Source organism: Siphonobacter sp. SORGH_AS_1065 (assembly GCF_030818595.1).
Taxonomy (GTDB): domain Bacteria; phylum Bacteroidota; class Bacteroidia; order Cytophagales; family Spirosomataceae; genus Siphonobacter.
On sequence record NZ_JAUTAM010000004.1, the window covers coordinates 1,765,991 to 1,783,197 of the forward strand.

Sequence of the window (17,207 nt, forward strand, 5' to 3'; positions counted from 1 at the left end):
CGAATTAATTCGGGCCTGACCAAGAGCTTAATAATCAGCGAAGATCAATATTCGTCTTCGTTGAAGAAGAAGTCATCTTTTGTCGGATAATCCGGCCAGATTTCTTCAATGCTTTCGTAAGGTTGACCGTCGTCTTCAAGTTCCTGAAGGTTTTCAACTACTTCCAGGGGAGCACCCGTGCGGATAGCGTAGTCAATAAGTTCATCTTTAGTTGCAGGCCACGGAGCATCCTCCAAGTAGGAAGCAAGTTCAAGGGTCCAATACATGCGTTTTCCCTCCTAATGATATAATGGGTCCAGAAAAATGACTGCAAAAGTAAGTCTTTTTTGTTTTCGTAACTGACTTACCCCTATTTTTCGCCCGAATAAAATAAAAAACGTTCCAAAAAGTATCGTTCCTTTCTAAAAAAAAAGAGCGTTCTCTCCAAAAGAACTATAAATTATTGATTATGAGCGAAATGCATTCGTTTGAAAATAGTAAACTACGGAAGGTAGAAGTTTGTTCGTTCAGTTTAGAGTCTTGTCTTGCTGCAGAAAGGGCCGGTGCAGACCGAATTGAGTTATGTGCCTCGCCGTTTGAAGGAGGAACCACTCCCTCCATGGGATTGACTCTTAAAGTCTTACAGTCGGTGAGTTTAAAGGTTAACGCGATCTTACGGCCCCGAGGCGGTGATTTTTGTTACGATGATTTAGAATATGAAGTCATAAAATCGGATATCGAAGCCTTTAAAAAAGCGGGAGTTCATGGCCTGGTGCTGGGCATTCTGTTACCCGACGGTCAGGTGGATGTAGCCCGTACGAAGGAACTAGTAGAGCTGGCGGCCCCGCTTCCCGTCACTTTTCACCGGGCGTTTGATTTTGTGAAGGACCCCATTCAGGCTCTGGAAGACGTGATTGCTACGGGCTGTAAACTGATTTTAACCTCAGGCTGTCAGGATAAAGCTCCCGATGGGGCTGAATTGATCAGACAATTGGTAACGCAGGCGGCGGGCCGAATTGAAATCATGGCCGGAAGCGGCGTTAATGCCGCCAATGCTCAGGCCTTACTGGATACGGGAGTGGATGCCCTGCATTTATCGGGCAAGGTAAGCCGCGATAGCCGGATGATGTACCGCAAAGAAGGAATTGCCCTGGGAGGAGTGCCATCCGTGCCAGAATATGACGTTTCTTATACCGATTGGGAACGGGTACAGGCGGTAGTAAAACAGGTTCATGCTCCCACTAACTAAGGTCGAAAGTAGGGCTACACACGAGCAATTTAAAAGCTTCAAGGCTATTTCCAGCCAAAGTTCGTACTTTTGAAAAAGCATCAGGCATAGACCCAGCCAGGTCTCTGAGCAATTATTCCATGGAACGTGTCGAGGCAATAGATTACCCTTCAACCGCGTTCGTGTTTAACTGAATACGCACTCTCATGATAAAACCGATTCTTAATCAGTTTATTACGTTTCGGGAACAAGGTCGAAAGGCATTTGCTGTATTGATTGATCCAGACGATGTACGGATGGATGAATTTCCTTCATTGCTGAAGCGTGCTCAGGAAGAGCAAGTTGATTTTTTCTTTCTGGGTGGTAGCCTGATTACGCAGTTTCAGATGGGTGAAATCATCGCTCTCATTCGGGAATACACGAAAATTCCAGTGGTATTGTTTCTGGGGAGTAACATGCACGTGCATCCCTCAGCCGATGCCGTTTTGTTTTTATCGTTAATTTCGGGTCGGAATCCTGAATATCTGATTGGGCAGCAGGTGGTAGCGGCTCCGATGCTGAAAAAATCAGGACTCGAAATTCTTCCCACAGGGTACCTGCTCATCGACGCGGGCCAGCAGACGACGGCGTCGTATATGTCGCACACTACGCCGATTCCTAATAATAAACCCGCAGTAGCAGCCTGTACGGCTATGGCCGGAGAAATGCTGGGTTTACGATTAACGTATATGGATGCCGGAAGTGGAGCTTTGAAAAGTATTACGCCCGAAATGATCGCCGCCGTTCGCCAGAGTGTAGAAACGCCTTTGATTATTGGCGGTGGCATTGACTCCGCTCAGAAGGCAAAAATTGCCCTGCAAGCCGGAGCCGACGTAGTCGTGGTAGGAAATGGAATCGAAAAAAATCCAGACTTACTACCCGAAATTGCAGCCACCGTTCGGGCTATGAATGAAAAACTAGCGGTTAATCTGTAAGTAATAAAAAGTAAAAGCCTGAGTCCGAACGACTCAGGCTTTTACTTTTATATCAGAAAAGGCTTAAACGCCTTCCGCTTCTACCAGTTTCACTTCAGGAACCATGCGGGTTAGTAAAGTTTCAATACCTGCTTTCAGGGTCATGGTGGAAGAGGGGCAACCGCTGCATGAACCTTGTAATAATAACTTCACTAGCCCCGTTTCCTCCTGGAATGAAGAGAAGCTAATAGCTCCACCATCCATTTCAACGGCTGGTTTTACGTATTGATCCAGAACGGCTTTGATTTTGACAATGGTATCAGAATCCTGCTCACCATTAATAACGTCGTGTTGCGTTTCGGCGGCGGCACGGGTTAATACGGGCTTACCCGTATCCATGTATCGTTTAATGAGTTGCTTCGTTTCAAATAACACTTCTTCCCATTCGGTCTCTTCGTCTTTCGTTACGGTAACGAAGTTATAGGAAATAAATACCCGTTGAACCCAGTCATTGCCGAATAATTCAACGGCTAAAGGAGAGTTTTTTTCGGGAGAGATGGCTTCTTCAGGAGAAGCAAAATCGAAGGAAACGCCTTCAGGAACCAGTTCGAAGTTGATGACAAACTTCATGGAATTCGGGTTCGGCGTCGTTTCTGTATAGACAAGTACCTGTGGTCGGAGCATAACGCTGGGAATATCTGTAGTTATAGGTGTTTATCCAACACGAATTTACAGATTTCGGTTTCAGGTTATCCGTTTTTAGTAATGAAAATCAAATGTATAAACGCGACTTCATTGCGGCTACCGGGCTGAGGAACTGGTAGCATCATTCCCAATAGCACTCCATTTCTAACCCAGATGCGATGAAGTCGCGTTTCTACCAATGATAACAAACGAAAAATCCCGTTTGAATCACATTCAAACGGGATTTTCAATGCTTGGTGTAATCGGGTTTTTAGTAAACGGAAAACAGCTCACTAAAAACGGATAACCGACTAAGCTTCTGCTTCTACGGGAAGAACGCTAACGAAAGAACGTCCTTTCAGACCTTTCTTGAATTCTACAACACCGTCAGTTAAAGCGAAAAGTGTGTGGTCTTTACCGATACCTACGTTGCGGCCAGGATTGTGCTGAGTTCCGCGTTGACGAACTAATACGTTGCCAGCAATGGCTGCTTGTCCGCCGAAGATTTTTACGCCGAGACGTTTACTTTCCGATTCCCGGCCGTTTTTGGAGCTACCGACCCCTTTCTTGTGTGCCATGATCTTGTTTGGTTTTTAGTTAATAGTTTATAGTTGAGCTTATTGAAAAACGTTCCAACCTCCTCAACTCTTCGCTACAACCAATTACAATGAAATTTCTTCGATTAAGATTTTCGTCAGGTCTTGACGGTGGCCGTTTTGCTTCTGATACCCCTTGCGGCGTTTCTTACGGAAGACAATGACCTTCTCACCACGAACGTGGCTTAGGATCTTAGCTTTAACGCTAGCACCTGAAACGACAGGAGCACCAACGGTAATGGCACCATCATTGTCCACCAATAGAACCTTATCCAGCACAAGGGCAGCACCTTCCTCACCCGCTAAACGGTGCGTGTAGAGGTATTGGTTTTGTTCGACTTTAAATTGCTGACCTGCGATCTCGACAATTGCGTACATTTTAAATTATGTTTGGTCCTGAAAATGGACTGCAAAGGTAGTGAAATCTTTTGACAATCAGCAAGTCGCGGGGAAAATTTGTTGTTGGTTATTGGTTATTAGTTGTTTGAAATAATTCATAGATGTTCTTACATCCATTTGCTAACCACTAACAACCCCTACCTAACCCCTCAAAATCTACTCCAGAATCCGCTGAATATCATTCGCGTCTTTTAGATAACCCTGAAAACGGTCGTAACTATCGGACAACATTAATCCCTTGAATTTCAATAGGTTATTGATGTATTCATCCAGTACATCCAGAATGTTCTCCCGGTTTTGACGGAAAATAGGAATCCAGGTTTCGGGTGAACTTTTCGCCAGACGAACCGTACTGGCAAAACCGGAACTGGCTAATTCAAAAATCCGGTTCGCTTCTTTTTCTTTTTCCAGCGTGGTTAGGGCCAGAGCAAAGGAACAGATGTGTGAAATGTGTGAGATATAGGCGGTATGTACGTCATGGGAGACGGAATCGAATTCCGTAATCTTCATGCCTATCGATTCATAAAGCTCTTTTACCGTTGCAACAGCGTCCGAATCTGAGTCGGCAGCATCGCAAATCACATTGTATTTTCCGGTGAATAAGCCCCGAACGGCTGCTTCAGGCCCGGAATACTCCGTACCCGCCATCGGGTGCGTTGCCACAAACCGGCGACGGTTCGGATGATTCTTTACTGCTTCGACAATCGGACGTTTCGTCGATCCTACATCGATAACAATTTGTTTATCAATCCGGTCCAGTACGTATGGTAGTAGTGTGAGCAGCCCGTCAACGGGTACGGCCAGTATAATAAGGTCTGATTGGTTAATGGCATCGTCGAGCAATGCCATTTTATCTACTAATTTCAGTTCAAGAGCCTTCACGACGTGCTCAACCTGCTTATCCACCCCAATGATGGTATCTGCAAAGCCTGATTCTTTGAGGGCCAGGGCCATCGAGCCGCCAATTAAGCCAATCCCAACAATTCCTACAGTCATGTTCGTAGTTTTCAGTTTATGGTTTTCCGTTGACAATGGGACTTAGCAAATGCCTCGGGTTTGCCGAATTCGTAAGATAGAAGCTTCAAAAACAGATACTTCTGCACACAGCGAAATCCGAATGTAACCATTGCCTTGCGACCCAAAAATGCCGCCTGGGGTAATGAATACGTTGGCATTATAAAGAATTTCGTCGGACAACGCATACCCATCTGCATACGTCGAAGGAATCTTAGCCCAGACGAACATACCCGTCTGTTGGGGATCATAACTACAATCCAGCAGGTCGAGTAACTCAAATACTTTTTTCTGACGCTCGGCGTAGATGGCATTCAGTTCATCGTACCACGATTCGGGGTTATTCAACGCTTCAATGGCGGCTTCCTGCAAAGGTAAAAACATGCCCGAATCCATGTTGGATTTGAAGCGAACGACGTTTGCCAGATGCTCCGCACCACCGGCCAGCATGCCCATTCGCCAACCCGCCATGTTATGCGACTTGGAAAGCGAATTTAATTCCAGAGCCACTTCCTTCGCTCCGGGCACCGAGAGGATGCTGTTGTACTCGTTATTTAAAATAAAGCTATAAGGATTATCATTAACAATCAGAATACTGTGCTCTTTACCAAATGCTACTAACTCTTCGTATAAGGCAGGTGTCGCTTTTGCTCCCGTAGGCATGTGAGGGTAATTTACCCACATGACTTTCACGTTGGATAAGTCCGTTTGAGCTAAGGCTTTCAGATCGGGTAACCAGCCATTTTCTTCCGAAAGATCGTATTCCCGAACTTCCGCTCCGGTCAGTAATGACGCGGCCTTGTACGTAGGATAACCTGGATTAGGAACGAGCGTAACGGTGCCCGGTTCCAGGTAACTCATGGCAATGTGCATGATTCCTTCTTTTGAACCAATCAAGGGCAGAATTTCATTCGCTGGATTAAGTCCCACGTGAAAATAGGTTTGGTACCAGGTCGCAAATGCCTGACGCAGAGCGGGCAAACCTACATAACTTTGATAGGCATGGTTGCGGGGGTTCTGAGCAGACGTGCTCAGAGCGTCGATGGTTTGAGACGAAGGAGGCAGGTCGGGGCTGCCGATACCAAGGTTAATCACGTCGAGGCCACGGCTCTTCATTTCGGCGATTTCCTTGAGTTTCGTCGAAAAGTAGTATTCCTGTACCAAACTGAGCCGCTGAGCGGGCTGAATCGTTGCCATGTTATTGGGTATAAAAACAAAAAACCGACTCCATACGGGCCGGCTGCGGAATGATGCAATGCTTTTTGAAAAGACAATTTCCTACCCGGCTCTACGCATTGGCGTAGTAGTAATAATAAGAAGCCGTGTACAGAATCGTTGCCATAGTTGTAATTAGACCGAGCAAAAGTATTGGGGATTTTTTAAATCGCCAAGGAAATGTACTGGAAATGTTAAGGGTAACTGTAAAATCACGTAGAGACATGATTCGCCGCTTCTGAGCTCCGGTAGTGCCTCTTGCAACTTCCCGAAAGGCAGCGTGCCTCGGTTTACAATAGGACTGGAAACGCTGGCAAATTTTTTTGGTAAATTATCAAGCATTAACTTCTAATTTCAGAACGGTTATGGCTACCCTTCAACGCACGTTTATTAGTCAGGAAGAATACCTGCAAACTGAACGAACCGCTACAGTAAAAAGCGAATATTTCAATGGTCAGATGATTACCATGACTGATCTTAATGAACTTACTTCCGAAAATCAGGGGGGTAAGTATCACAACTTAATTCAGGAAAACCTGTCAAGAGCCATTGACGAGCATTTGCAGGAACAGGGGCTCGGTCACAGCTTTACGGGCGATCAGCGAATTTTTGTAGCTGAGACCAATTATTATACCTATCCCGATCTGGCCATTACCGTAGGCGAACCCGAATTTTCGGATAGCCAGGTAGATACGTTACTCAACCCGGCAGTGATCATTGAGGTCATGTCTGCGAAAAGCAGCAATTATGACCGGGGTAGTAAATTCGAAAATTACCGTGCACTCGAATCCCTACAGGAATATCTGGTAATTGATTCTCGCCGGTTTTATGCAGAGTTATGGCGGAAGAATGAATCAGGTCAATGGGTATTAACCGATCAGGCTCAGCACGGTTCGGATATGCTGCATCTGAAAACCATCGATTTATTTATCCTGATGGATGACGCCTACGAACAGACCGAAGGCTTACCCGAAGAAGAGTTCTCCATTCGGTAAGAATTTAGTGATCCTGCAAGTCAAAAGCCTCGCTTTCTCTGTGTAAAAAGCGAGGCTTTTACGTAGGTGAAATACTAAAATGAAAGTCAGGCCACTAGCTTAAAAGGGCATCTGAATCTTTAACGATCCCTACACTCAATCGAAAATCCGTTCGTAACTTCACGGCATGGAAGACAAGCAGTTTGTGGTTTCGGCCCGAAAATACCGTCCGGTGACTTTCGATTCAGTGGTGGGGCAGTCGCACATTACGACGACGCTAAAAAACGCCATTCGGACGAATCACCTGGCTCAGGCGTTTTTATTTTGTGGACCTCGTGGAGTGGGTAAAACGACTTGTGCCCGAATTCTGGCTAAAACGATTAACTGCCTGCGGCTGGATAACCGCGTGGAACCCTGCGGTGAATGCGAAAACTGCGTAGCTTTTCAGAACAACGCTTCGCTGAACGTACATGAGCTGGATGCGGCTTCCAATAACTCCGTGGAAGACATTCGTAACCTGATTGATCAGGTGCGTTACCCGCCCCAGATGGGTAGCAAAAAGGTGTACATCATTGATGAGGTGCACATGCTTTCGACGAGTGCTTTCAATGCCTTCCTGAAAACGCTGGAAGAACCGCCAAGTTATGCCATTTTCATTCTGGCGACGACGGAAAAACATAAGATTCTGCCTACAATCCTGAGTCGTTGTCAGATCTTTGATTTCAACCGAATTCAGATCCGGGATATGGCTGACCATCTGGCTCATATTGCAGATAATGAAGGAATCAAGGCCGACTACGACGCTTTGGAGTTAATTGCCCAGAAAGCCGACGGTGGTCTACGGGATGCGTTGTCGATGTTTGATTTGAACGTTACTTTTTCTAAAGACGGTCAGATTCATTACCACGACGTTCTGAGTAATCTTCATATCCTTGACTACGATTATTACTTCCGTCTGACGGAGGCTTTGCTGGCTGAAAGCGTCCCACAAGCCTGGTTATTGTTCGACGAAATCCTGCGGAAAGGCTTTGATGGTCATCAGTTTGTGGTCGGCTTACTCGAACACTTCCGAAACCTGATGGTCTGCAAAGATCCCGCTACGGTTAGCTTATTACAGGTATCAGAGTCGGTGCAGAATCGCTATCTGGAACAATCGGCAAAAGCGTCGCTGTCCTTTCTGCTCTCTGCGATGAGTCTGGGCAGCCAGTGTGATATCACCTATAAACAGGCCAAGCAGCAGCGGTTACACGTGGAGATTACCCTCTCCAAGATGGCTCACCTGCCTTCGGTATTACACCTGGCCGGGTTACCCGCTCAGGGAAATGGGGAGGTGCCCGAAAAAAAAAAGTTAACGCCTGAGCCTGTTGCTGAAAAATCAGTAACTCCTCCGCCTGTGGCTACTCCGGCACCCGTGGTAGCACCCGTAGTTACACCTCCGGTACCCCCCACGCCAGCGGTAGCCGTAACGCCCGCTCCGACGGTTGTGGAAGAACCAGTGGTTACTTCGGTTGCTGCTCCGCCACGTCCGGCTAAGCCCGCTACGTCCCGCTTAAGGGCCACGATTGATCTTAATAATTTTGAAGAAAAATCGGATGTAACAACGGAACAGAAAGAGTCCATTGTCCGGCAGAATACGCCTTATACCGAAGAAGAACTGCACAAAGCCTGGCACGAATTCGTGGAAATCCGGCGGCAGGGCGGCTCGATGAGCGAAGTAGTCATGCTTGATCGAGTCTTTACTATAGAAGGGAACGTGATTCAACTGGGGGTGGATAACCCGGTGCAGCTGGATTTGTTAAACGATCTTAAATCGGACTTATTAATGTATCTCCGGCAAACGCTGAAGAACGGTCAGATTCAGATTCATGCCTTTGTGCTGGAGCAGCAAACCAGCCGTCAACCTTACACCCAGGCTGAAAAGTTTAATTACCTGGCCGATAAAAATCCGGCTTTACTAGATTTGAAAAATACGCTGGGACTGGATTTTGACTGGTAATATACAAGAGCCCGTTCGCTCTTGTGCCCTCATTCTCTTATCTTTGCGACCCCAAACCAATACCTTTACCAAATACATGGTTCGGGTATTAGCGAATAGCCCTTCATGAAACAAATTGACGTTTGTCTGACTCCCGAGCTGCTCTATCAGCATAAAATTGATAATTCCATAGTAGTCGTTGTTGACATTTTTCGGGCTACGTCCTGCATGGTAACAGGCTTTGCTTATGGAGTGCAGTCCATCATTCCCGTGGCCAGTATTGAAGAATGCGTTCAACTACGCGACCAGGGGTATTACGCCGCTGCCGAACGGAATGGCATGACGCCCGAGGGGTTTGATCTGGACAATTCGCCGTTTAGTTACATGAACGAGAAGTTTTCGGGTTCAACCATTGCCGTAACTACTACCAATGGAACGCTGGCGATTACCAAATCGCGGGCGGCTGTAAAGGTAATGATCGGATCTTTTCTGAATCTGGAAGCCTTGACGCAATACCTTCGCAATCAGCAATACGACATTCTGGTGTTATGTGCGGGCTGGAAAGGCAAACCTAATCTGGAAGACACCTTATTTGCCGGGGCTCTGGTAGATCGTCTGCAAAACGAATTTATGATTTCGGAAGACGCCGCCATGATGGCACAGCGGCTTTATGTCGGAGCAAAAGACGATTTGTTAGGTTTCGTGGCGAACTCTTCGCACGTGCGTCGTCTGCACCGCTTAGGCATTCATAAAGACATTTCTTACTGCTTACAACACGATCTCTACGATGTATTACCCGTTTTACGGGGGAATCAACTCGTGGCGATGTAAACCGTTCATAGGAAAATAATTTCGAACGCAGGTAAGGTTTATGACTTTATCTGCGTTTTTTCATTCAGAAATTACCATCAAAAACGCATGAAATACCTTCCCTACCTGATTTTATTCATCACTCTGAGCGTGCCAACCTTTGCTCAGAAAGCCAAAAAGCCTGTTAAGAAAAAGGGTAAAGTAACCGTAAAAACGCCCGCTTCCCAGACCGCTCTTGATGCTCATTTGCTTCAACCTGGTCAAGCCTTTGCGTATGACATTGTGAAGGGAAATCTCGGAAAAACCGACCCTCAGGATGCTGATAAGAGTTATTACGATATCTATACCCTGAGCTTGAAAGAAGGCGAAGAACTACGGTTGGAAGCAGCAACGGATTGGTATCGCATTGCCATTTCATTGGAAAGCCCTGATAAGCAGGTGCAGACGAAAAAAGATACCGATGAATTTCCGGGTTTTAGTATCCAGAAATTGAGCTATAAAGTTCCAGTCACGGGTACGTATCAGCTCAAAGTATTCTCCACCGATCCTAACAGTGCGGGTGATTACGTGATTCGGAAATACCTGCTACCCGCCGAAGTAATCCTTCCAACGGAGCAGGCGGATTTCTGCGAGCGGGTTAACTTTCTGCTTTCTCAACATCAGGATCATTTCAGTCGGATCAAGGGTAAGAAGACCAAAACCGATAAAAAAGCAGGCATTACGGATCACTTTCAGACTTCGTTCGCTTTTCTGCCCGGAAAAAATTCTGAAATTATTTTTGAGACCGAACAGGAGAAAACAAAATATCAGGCCGTTTTGGGAGAATTCTCAACGAAAGATCAGGCTAAACAACTCTTCTCCCAACACGTCAATCAGTTGAAAAGCTGTTTACAGGGCTGGGAACCAGACGAATTATCCGGTGAAAAATTCGAACAGTTTGGCGTGTCGAGTTATACCGATTTTATATCCCTGACGGTGAAAGAAATAGGTAAGAAAAAGTTTCAGGTAATCTTAGGCTTAGATTAAAAGCTGGCTTAGTCAAGTTACCGCCTGACCTAACCAGCTCGAAAAGGTCATAAGATCATTCGCTTCGCTCTGAATGACGGATGCTGTTATGAAAGTAATGATGTTTGCTTCAGGTATGAAATGTGCCCTCGCAGTCGCTCGGCTCTAGCCGAGTGACGCTGTAGTCTGGTAGGCCCCTGGCCGATGTTAACAAGCCTGTTTTGGTTGGGGAAAAATTGTTGGCTGATCCTCTACTGGTTCGCCTTCTACCGGCCAGAGGCCTAGAGCTAGGTAGTCACTCGGCTAGAGCCGAGCGACTGCGGGTGTGATTAACCCTTAACTGACCTCTCGAACGTAGAGAGACCTTCTGTGGAATGGGAAGAGACGGGGCTAGGCAGGTTACTGCCTGACCCAACCAGCTCGAAAAAGGCCCTAAGATCCTTCGCTTCGCTCTGAATGACAGATCTTGAAGATTAAGTAATGATGTATCCTTTAGATATAAAATAAGCTATCATTACCAACCGTGTCTGTCCCCGGATAAAATCTGGGGGCTCGATAACAGATGGCTGCATAAACTCTACTTCCAATGGTCCCCCGAATTAAGCAGAGACTTACTCCTTTTGGTTAACTCTTATTTGTTAGACAGTTGCTAAACACTTAAAATAAAAAAAGGCCTTAATAAACTAATTATCTCTAAGTTTAGTTATATACGTAAGAACTCTTTTTAGAGTGAACTTGGCGGAACACTCTGAAAACATTATATATGAACTCCTGCGGCTCTGCGGCAGGAGTTCTTTTTTGTATATAGCTTAGTAATCTCTTAGGGTTTGATCACAATAATTCTTCTTTTCTACTAGTCTGAAATACAACCTTTTTCGTGCGTTTGGCGTCCTGTATAAAAATCGCTGACCCATGAAAAAATCACTACTGACGATTGTTCTGTTTTTTAGCTTGGCTAACCTAAGCTTTGCTCAGTGGAAAACCCGCCTTGGAGCCAATGTACTCTTGTTACCCCTTCGTACGCTGGAAGTCACCGCAGAATTTCAAAAGCATCCGGCCTACAGTTTAACTCTTCATTCAGGCTACGTACATCGATCGGGTTATATAGGTTTGAGTGGCCTGAAGTTTGATGATATGATTGATGAAAGAGCTACTTCCGGTTGGTTTGGGAAGGTCGGAGGGCGATTATACCTGCTAAGTGTAACCGGGAAAGAACCTGCTACCAATATTTTCATTGGGGCTCAAGTGATTGCCTCTGGTTATAATCAGAGCGGCGTCCGGCGAGACGATATGAATAATAGCAGCGAAGATATTAAGGCTAGTGGATTACTGGTGGGAGGGGCCTTAACTGGCGGGTTAACCTTTAAGCTTTCGAAACGTTTCCGGCTAGAAACGGGCGTACAGTATGGTTTTCAACCCCAACGGAATAACTATGTAGGTAGTATCGTTCGCAACTATCAGCCAGGTTTTGGCGTAAGCCGGGGTGGCGAACCTGTAAGAAGCATTCAGGGATTCATTGTACTAAGTTTTTTGCTTTGACCGATACCTCCGCTGCGGTTAGAGTAAAGAAGCCGAGTAACCCTTCTTCTAATAAAAAAGCACTTACCAACAATAGATACAAGGCAGGAGTGAGTGTATTAAATGGCAAAAACACCTAGTCCGATTTCAAAAGCTGTTTAGGCAGATAGCCAAACTTCCGTTTGAAGGCCGCCGTAAAATGCTGCGGGTTTTTGTAGCCTACCAATGCGGCCACTTCGGCAATGGTCTCGTATCGGCCACTAGCGAGGAACTCCTGAGCCCGCTCCATCCGCTGGTCGGTGATGTAGCCGAAAATGGTGGTACCGAAAAGTTGTTTAAAGCCTTCCTGTAAGTTGGTTCGATTGATGCCCACGGTTTTCGATAGCGTCTCGATGGAACAGGGCGTATCCAGATGGGTAAGTAGTAAGGTTCTGACTTCCTGTAGTTTATCCTGCGTTTTCTTCTTCAATATGGGCTGGGTGTCTCGGGCCGACAAAATCTGATCAATCTGAAGCGTGAGCAGCTCCACAATTTTTGCTTCCACGAACATTCGTTTCAAAGAACCCACGTACTGACAATTCCGAATCTCGGACAGCACCTGAATCATACGGGGCGTTATCGGGTAACTCTGTTGGCCCAGCAAAGCGGGTTGGGCTTGTTCAAGCCGACGGCCAAACGTACCCAGTTGTTCGAGGTCGTTATTGAATAACTTACGCATAAAATCCAGCGATAATTCAATTTCAACGCTCGAGCCACCGGGCGTTTTCAGGTACGTTAAGGGGCCTTTCAGTGCGGGGTAAAACAGCAGGGCATGCTGTCCTTTGGTGATGAGCGTATGCGGTTCGAAGTCACCTTTGGGCTGGTACAGACAACCTTGCGTGGTTAATTCGAAATGCATTTGCAGGTACGGAAAATCGCTTTCAATGTAGTGGGTGAACGAGAAATCGTGCCGTGACTGAAAAAAACCGGCAATAACTCCATCAATGGAAAACCGTTGAGCCTGGGAGTGGATACCCGCATACCTGAATTCTGTGGTGACTTCCCGAATGCCAGTGGAGCTTCCAGCCTTAAACCCTTCGGAATACTCCTTTACAAAGTTATGTTCCCGGATGTCGTCGGAGCTAAATACAATTTTCATAAAAGGCTGTCTATGGCGGCATTAATACTGCATCTCGCGTTACCAGGGTGGCTTTATCGAACCCTACTTTTGTCGCTATTAAGAATAAGTCTTAATAAGCGAATGTACAGATAAATGTGTAAAAGGCTACTATTTCTGCTGGCCTTTCTTGCTTCCTGGATGGTGAACGGACAATCCGTCCCCTGGCTATTCAAAGGAAGCGTAAAGGATGTGAAAGGATCGGTCTTGCCGGGTGCTACGGTAAGCCTGATCGAGCTAAAGAAATACACGACAACAAATTCCGACGGTCAGTTTGCGTTTTCCGCTCTTCCGCAAGGAACGTATCAGGTGCAGGTGACGCACCTCGGCTACCAGTCGTCGACGCAGGTGGTTCGTTCCGGCAATCAGCCCGTTGTGGAGCTTACGTTCACGCTGCAGGAAGATGCTCGCCAGCTTTCGGAAGTGCAGGTAACAGGTAAAACCGAAACCCAGCAGGCCAAACTGCAACCGATTAAGGCAGAGGTTATTAACACCAAGGCGGTACAGGAGCAACCCGCTACGCTGGTTGAGCTAATGAACCGTTCGGCGGGGATTCGCATCCGGCAAACGGGCGGATTGGGCTCTGACGCGGGTTTGATGATGAATGGGTTTCAGGGACGGGCCATCAAGAATTTCAAAGACGGCATTCCGATGGATTATCTGGGGACTGGCTATAACATCTCGCTTGTGCCAGTCAATATGCTGGAACGGGTAGAGGTATACAAAGGCGTGTTACCCACCAGTTTAGGAGCCGATGCCCTGGGCGGTGCGGTGAATCTGATTACTAAAAAATCGCTTTACCGGTATGCCGAAGGGTCGTACGAAATCGGTTCGTTCAATACCCATCGCCTGTCGTTGAATGCACTGTATACTGATACCACCCGACGATTCTTCGTCGGGGTCGATGCTTTCCTCAACCGCTCTGACAACAACTATCCGGTAACGGTCAACGTAACGGATCAGGAAACGGCCACTCAGCGACCCGCTACGGTGCGGCTGTTTCATAACCGATTTACGAACTATTACGCTGAAATTTATGGCGGACTGACTCACCTACGCTGGGCGGATGAACTGCGAATTGGCGTGACGGGCTTCGATATTGATCGGCAGAACCAATACGGTGCCACGATGTCGCAGCCCTTTGGGGCCAGCGTGAGTCGACAGTATTCCATCATCCCGACGCTACGTTACCGGAAAACGGTGGGTAAACTCAGCATCGATCAGTTCCTGACGACCAACACGATTCGCGTTACTCAAACCGATACGGCCCGAGGTACCTACGACTGGTACGGGAACTTCATTCCCAGTCCATCCCGTCAGGGCGAAATTTCTGTGCGGGGAACGTTGTCAACGCTCGATTTTTCATACCACACCTCCCGTACAAATCTGGCTTATACGTTCAACGATCAACACCGACTGGAATTCAATCTCGTTTCGTCCAACATGACCCGCGTGGGCCGCGATCCGCTGGGCGTTACGTTTCGGGAGTCGGGGCGGGACATCTTGACCGTGAAGGCGAACTATAACAAAGCCGTTGCCGCACTGGGCTTAGCCTCGACGTTGCTCAAAGAACGTCTATCCAACCAGCTGATTGTCAAGTTTTATCATTACGACACCCACGCGATTGATGCCGATTATTACGGAACGGAACAGCCCCGTTCGGCTTCGATCCAACGCTGGGGAATTGCCGAAGCCCTTAAATTTTCATTGACTTCATCAACGTTTCTACGGGCATCGGCTGAACTGGCCACGCGGCTGCCGGAACAGGACGAACTCTTCGGCGATGGGAACTTTAACCGCTCTAATTTTCAGCTTCTCCCCGAGCGGAGTACGAACGTCAATCTGGGCTTTCGGACCGAAAAAACGGGACGTTATACCCTCGAAGTCAATTCCTTTTACCGGATTACGCACGACATGATTCTGCGAGTTCCAGTCGATTTTCTGTTCAGCCAGAACCAGAACGTAACGAACGTACGAGGCTTGGGCGTGGAGTCGGACCTAACCGTTTCTCTGTGGAAATGGCTGCGAGCCAACGGGAATTTCACGTATCAGAATTTCCGGCTGTTCGATACCGGCAACCGCATTGCCGAAGGTTCCCGGCTTCGCAATACGCCTTATTTCTTTGCCAATCTTGGGCTTACGGGCACGTGTTCGCACGTACTGTCCTCACGCGATAAACTCCATCTGTATTACTACTACCTGTTTGTGCGGGAGTATTACCTGGACTACGTACCGAAGGCACAGGAACCAAGCGGATTACTGGGCCTTTGGGGCAAGGCCCGGTTCGATGCTCCCAACATCATCCCCAATCAGTCGCTCCACACGGTTGGGTTTACCTATAACCCCGTCAGTCCCTGGTTTTCGGTGGGGGTTCAGGTTAAAAACCTGCTGAATACGCCCGTTTACGACAATTTCCGCATTCAGAATGCGGGCCGCAGTATCCATCTGAAAGTGAACTATCTCCTTTATTAATCAAGTTTGTATGAAAACGTCTTTTTCCCAGTTTATTCTTTCCTGCCTGACCATCGCCCTGCTCGCTGGGTGTAGCAAAGACAGTGCTGATAACCCAACGCCAACCCCGACTGCCAACGCAAAATATGTGCTAATGACCGATGTGACCAAGTTTCAGTCACCGGGTTATCTGACGGCGTTCACTAGTATACCGACCGGGACCGTAAACCCCATTACGTCGAAAGCGTTGCAAGTCAAATCCGCCTTTGGCTTTCGGGCTTTCGGAAAGTGGTTTTTCAACCGTAGCAATGCGGCTGGTGATGTAGGGCTGCAAAAGTATACCGTAGCCGACGATGGTAGTATTGTCGATGGAGGCTTTCTGGCGGGTTCTACTCAATACGTGATTGCTACGGAAACCAGCGGCTATTACCTGGACGAAACGAGGGGAACGCTCAAGATCCAGAAGTTCAACCCGACCACCATGCAGCGAACCGGGGAGATCGACCTGTCGTCCCTGCAAAAATCCGGGGTGGAATATCAGGTTATTGGCAAGCATACGCTGGCAACGAAGGAAGGTAAACTGTACGCCGGTATTACCTATGGCACCAAAAAGGCACTGGGTTACGGTGACGATATTTATAACTACATTGAGTTTGCCGTGATCGATATGGCGACGGATAAACTGGATAAAACGATCAAGTATGAGGGGCTGAAAGGCGTGGGCTGGGGTTCCTCGGCTAATAAGATGTGGAGTCTCGGCGATGATGGGGCCCTGTATTTCTACAGCACAGCACTGGGGACGGGCTTTACTAGCTCTTCGGTGATTCGGATCAAGAAAGGCGAAACCGATTTTGATCGTAACTGGATACTGAAAGCCAATGACTTACAAAACGGAGCTTCCATTGCTACTGCCTTGGTAAAAGGCGGGAAGATCTACATTGAGTTACCTTCTACTCCGCTGGCGGCTAACTTCTCCAACCTAACCAGCCCAATTTTTGAATATTACGTGGTCGATATGGCTACGGGCCAGAAAACGAAAATTGAAGGGATGCCGCAGCATGATTACTCCTATGCCAACGATTATGGGATTACCGAAATAGATGGAAAAATCTATTTCTGGGTTCGGAATCCAAGCCAGAAAGTTGACGGCTATTACGTACTGGATGGCACCAAAGCCACACAGGTATTCAACGTAGCCCATGAGGGCAGCCTCTGGGGCTTTGCAAAGTTACAATAGGTTTTTATGCGAC

16 protein-coding genes are annotated in these 17,207 nt (G+C 47.2%); 9 read left to right on the forward strand and 7 right to left on the reverse strand.

Annotated elements, in window-relative coordinates; genetic code table 11:
- Positions 1–44: 44 nt before the first annotated feature.
- Entirely contained in the window at positions 45–266 is a 222-nt protein-coding gene (locus tag QE390_RS07990) for a DUF2795 domain-containing protein (protein WP_093200032.1), read from the reverse strand.
- A 191-nt stretch (positions 267–457) separates the two neighbouring features.
- On the opposite strand from QE390_RS07990, the gene QE390_RS07995 reads away from it, so the two are divergent.
- Together QE390_RS07995 and QE390_RS08000 are read left to right on the forward strand one after the other, a co-directional pair.
- Positions 458–1,228 carry a copper homeostasis protein CutC gene (locus tag QE390_RS07995; protein ID WP_307143538.1) on the forward strand — a complete coding sequence of 257 codons (771 nt, stop codon included), beginning with the start codon at positions 458–460 and terminating at the stop codon, positions 1,226–1,228.
- A gap of 185 nt (positions 1,229–1,413) precedes the next feature.
- A complete protein-coding gene (locus QE390_RS08000; protein ID WP_106636484.1) occupies positions 1,414–2,181 on the forward strand; it encodes a geranylgeranylglyceryl/heptaprenylglyceryl phosphate synthase in 768 nt (255 codons plus the stop codon).
- Positions 2,182–2,244: 63 nt separating this feature from the next.
- On the opposite strand, the gene QE390_RS08005 is transcribed toward QE390_RS08000, so the two are convergent.
- The 5 genes from QE390_RS08005 to QE390_RS08025 form a co-directional block, all read right to left on the reverse strand.
- Entirely contained in the window at positions 2,245–2,790 is a 546-nt protein-coding gene (locus QE390_RS08005) for a NifU family protein (RefSeq protein ID WP_373424537.1), read from the reverse strand.
- A 365-nt stretch (positions 2,791–3,155) separates the two neighbouring features.
- A complete protein-coding gene (gene rpmA, locus QE390_RS08010) occupies positions 3,156–3,422 on the reverse strand; it encodes a 50S ribosomal protein L27 (RefSeq protein WP_106636486.1) in 267 nt (88 codons plus the stop codon).
- A gap of 84 nt (positions 3,423–3,506) precedes the next feature.
- A complete protein-coding gene (gene rplU / locus QE390_RS08015; protein ID WP_106636487.1) occupies positions 3,507–3,818 on the reverse strand; it encodes a 50S ribosomal protein L21 in 312 nt (103 codons plus the stop codon).
- Positions 3,819–3,995: 177 nt separating this feature from the next.
- Positions 3,996–4,871 (reverse strand): prephenate dehydrogenase, encoded by an 876-nt coding sequence (locus tag QE390_RS08020; RefSeq protein ID WP_255400684.1) that lies wholly within the window; start codon positions 4,869–4,871, stop codon positions 3,996–3,998.
- 6 nt (positions 4,872–4,877) lie between these two features.
- On the reverse strand, positions 4,878–6,050 hold the full coding sequence (locus QE390_RS08025) for an aminotransferase class I/II-fold pyridoxal phosphate-dependent enzyme (RefSeq protein ID WP_106636488.1): 1,173 nt from the start codon (positions 6,048–6,050) through the stop codon (positions 4,878–4,880).
- Positions 6,051–6,433: 383 nt separating this feature from the next.
- On the opposite strand from QE390_RS08025, the gene QE390_RS08030 reads away from it, so the two are divergent.
- The 5 genes from QE390_RS08030 to QE390_RS08050 all read left to right on the forward strand — a co-directional run bounded on the left by QE390_RS08030 (position 6,434) and on the right by QE390_RS08050 (position 12,371).
- Positions 6,434–7,063, forward strand: a complete 630-nt coding sequence (locus QE390_RS08030) for a Uma2 family endonuclease (protein ID WP_307141740.1) — start codon at positions 6,434–6,436, stop codon at positions 7,061–7,063.
- A 166-nt stretch (positions 7,064–7,229) separates the two neighbouring features.
- A complete protein-coding gene (locus QE390_RS08035; RefSeq protein ID WP_307141741.1) occupies positions 7,230–9,038 on the forward strand; it encodes a DNA polymerase III subunit gamma/tau in 1,809 nt (602 codons plus the stop codon).
- Between the two features lie 105 nt (positions 9,039–9,143).
- Entirely contained in the window at positions 9,144–9,848 is a 705-nt protein-coding gene (locus QE390_RS08040) for a 2-phosphosulfolactate phosphatase (RefSeq protein WP_106636491.1), read from the forward strand.
- Positions 9,849–9,935: 87 nt separating this feature from the next.
- The gene (locus tag QE390_RS08045; protein WP_307141742.1) at positions 9,936–10,853 is read left to right on the forward strand and encodes a hypothetical protein; all 918 of its coding nucleotides are present in this window, start codon (positions 9,936–9,938) and stop codon (positions 10,851–10,853) included.
- Between the two features lie 891 nt (positions 10,854–11,744).
- On the forward strand, positions 11,745–12,371 hold the full coding sequence (locus tag QE390_RS08050) for a DUF3575 domain-containing protein (RefSeq protein ID WP_307141743.1): 627 nt from the start codon (positions 11,745–11,747) through the stop codon (positions 12,369–12,371).
- Positions 12,372–12,486: 115 nt separating this feature from the next.
- Here QE390_RS08050 and QE390_RS08055 read toward each other — a convergent pair whose 3' ends face one another.
- Entirely contained in the window at positions 12,487–13,488 is a 1,002-nt protein-coding gene (locus QE390_RS08055) for an AraC family transcriptional regulator (RefSeq protein ID WP_307141744.1), read from the reverse strand.
- Between the two features lie 114 nt (positions 13,489–13,602).
- On the opposite strand from QE390_RS08055, the gene QE390_RS08060 reads away from it, so the two are divergent.
- Together QE390_RS08060 and QE390_RS08065 are read left to right on the forward strand one after the other, a co-directional pair.
- Positions 13,603–15,978, forward strand: a complete 2,376-nt coding sequence (locus QE390_RS08060) for a TonB-dependent receptor (RefSeq protein ID WP_307141745.1) — start codon at positions 13,603–13,605, stop codon at positions 15,976–15,978.
- A 10-nt stretch (positions 15,979–15,988) separates the two neighbouring features.
- Positions 15,989–17,194: a hypothetical protein gene (locus QE390_RS08065; RefSeq protein WP_307141746.1), complete on the forward strand. Its 1,206-nt coding sequence runs from the start codon at positions 15,989–15,991 to the stop codon at positions 17,192–17,194.
- Positions 17,195–17,207: the final 13 nt, after the last annotated feature.

Coding starts and splice junctions, on each gene's coding strand:
- rplU (WP_106636487.1), bottom strand. CDS start 3,818: ATGTACGCAATTGTCGAGATCGCAGGTCAGCAATTTAAAGTCGAACAA.
- QE390_RS08040 (WP_106636491.1), top strand. CDS start 9,144: ATGAAACAAATTGACGTTTGTCTGACTCCCGAGCTGCTCTATCAGCAT.
- QE390_RS07990 (WP_093200032.1), bottom strand. CDS start 266: ATGTATTGGACCCTTGAACTTGCTTCCTACTTGGAGGATGCTCCGTGG.
- QE390_RS08005 (WP_373424537.1), bottom strand. CDS start 2,790: ATGAAGTTTGTCATCAACTTCGAACTGGTTCCTGAAGGCGTTTCCTTC.
- QE390_RS08060 (WP_307141745.1), top strand. CDS start 13,603: ATGTGTAAAAGGCTACTATTTCTGCTGGCCTTTCTTGCTTCCTGGATG.
- QE390_RS08065 (WP_307141746.1), top strand. CDS start 15,989: ATGAAAACGTCTTTTTCCCAGTTTATTCTTTCCTGCCTGACCATCGCC.
- QE390_RS08055 (WP_307141744.1), bottom strand. CDS start 13,488: ATGAAAATTGTATTTAGCTCCGACGACATCCGGGAACATAACTTTGTA.
- QE390_RS08030 (WP_307141740.1), top strand. CDS start 6,434: ATGGCTACCCTTCAACGCACGTTTATTAGTCAGGAAGAATACCTGCAA.
- QE390_RS08045 (WP_307141742.1), top strand. CDS start 9,936: ATGAAATACCTTCCCTACCTGATTTTATTCATCACTCTGAGCGTGCCA.
- QE390_RS07995 (WP_307143538.1), top strand. CDS start 458: ATGCATTCGTTTGAAAATAGTAAACTACGGAAGGTAGAAGTTTGTTCG.
- QE390_RS08000 (WP_106636484.1), top strand. CDS start 1,414: ATGATAAAACCGATTCTTAATCAGTTTATTACGTTTCGGGAACAAGGT.
- QE390_RS08035 (WP_307141741.1), top strand. CDS start 7,230: ATGGAAGACAAGCAGTTTGTGGTTTCGGCCCGAAAATACCGTCCGGTG.
- QE390_RS08025 (WP_106636488.1), bottom strand. CDS start 6,050: ATGGCAACGATTCAGCCCGCTCAGCGGCTCAGTTTGGTACAGGAATAC.
- rpmA (WP_106636486.1), bottom strand. CDS start 3,422: ATGGCACACAAGAAAGGGGTCGGTAGCTCCAAAAACGGCCGGGAATCG.
- QE390_RS08050 (WP_307141743.1), top strand. CDS start 11,745: ATGAAAAAATCACTACTGACGATTGTTCTGTTTTTTAGCTTGGCTAAC.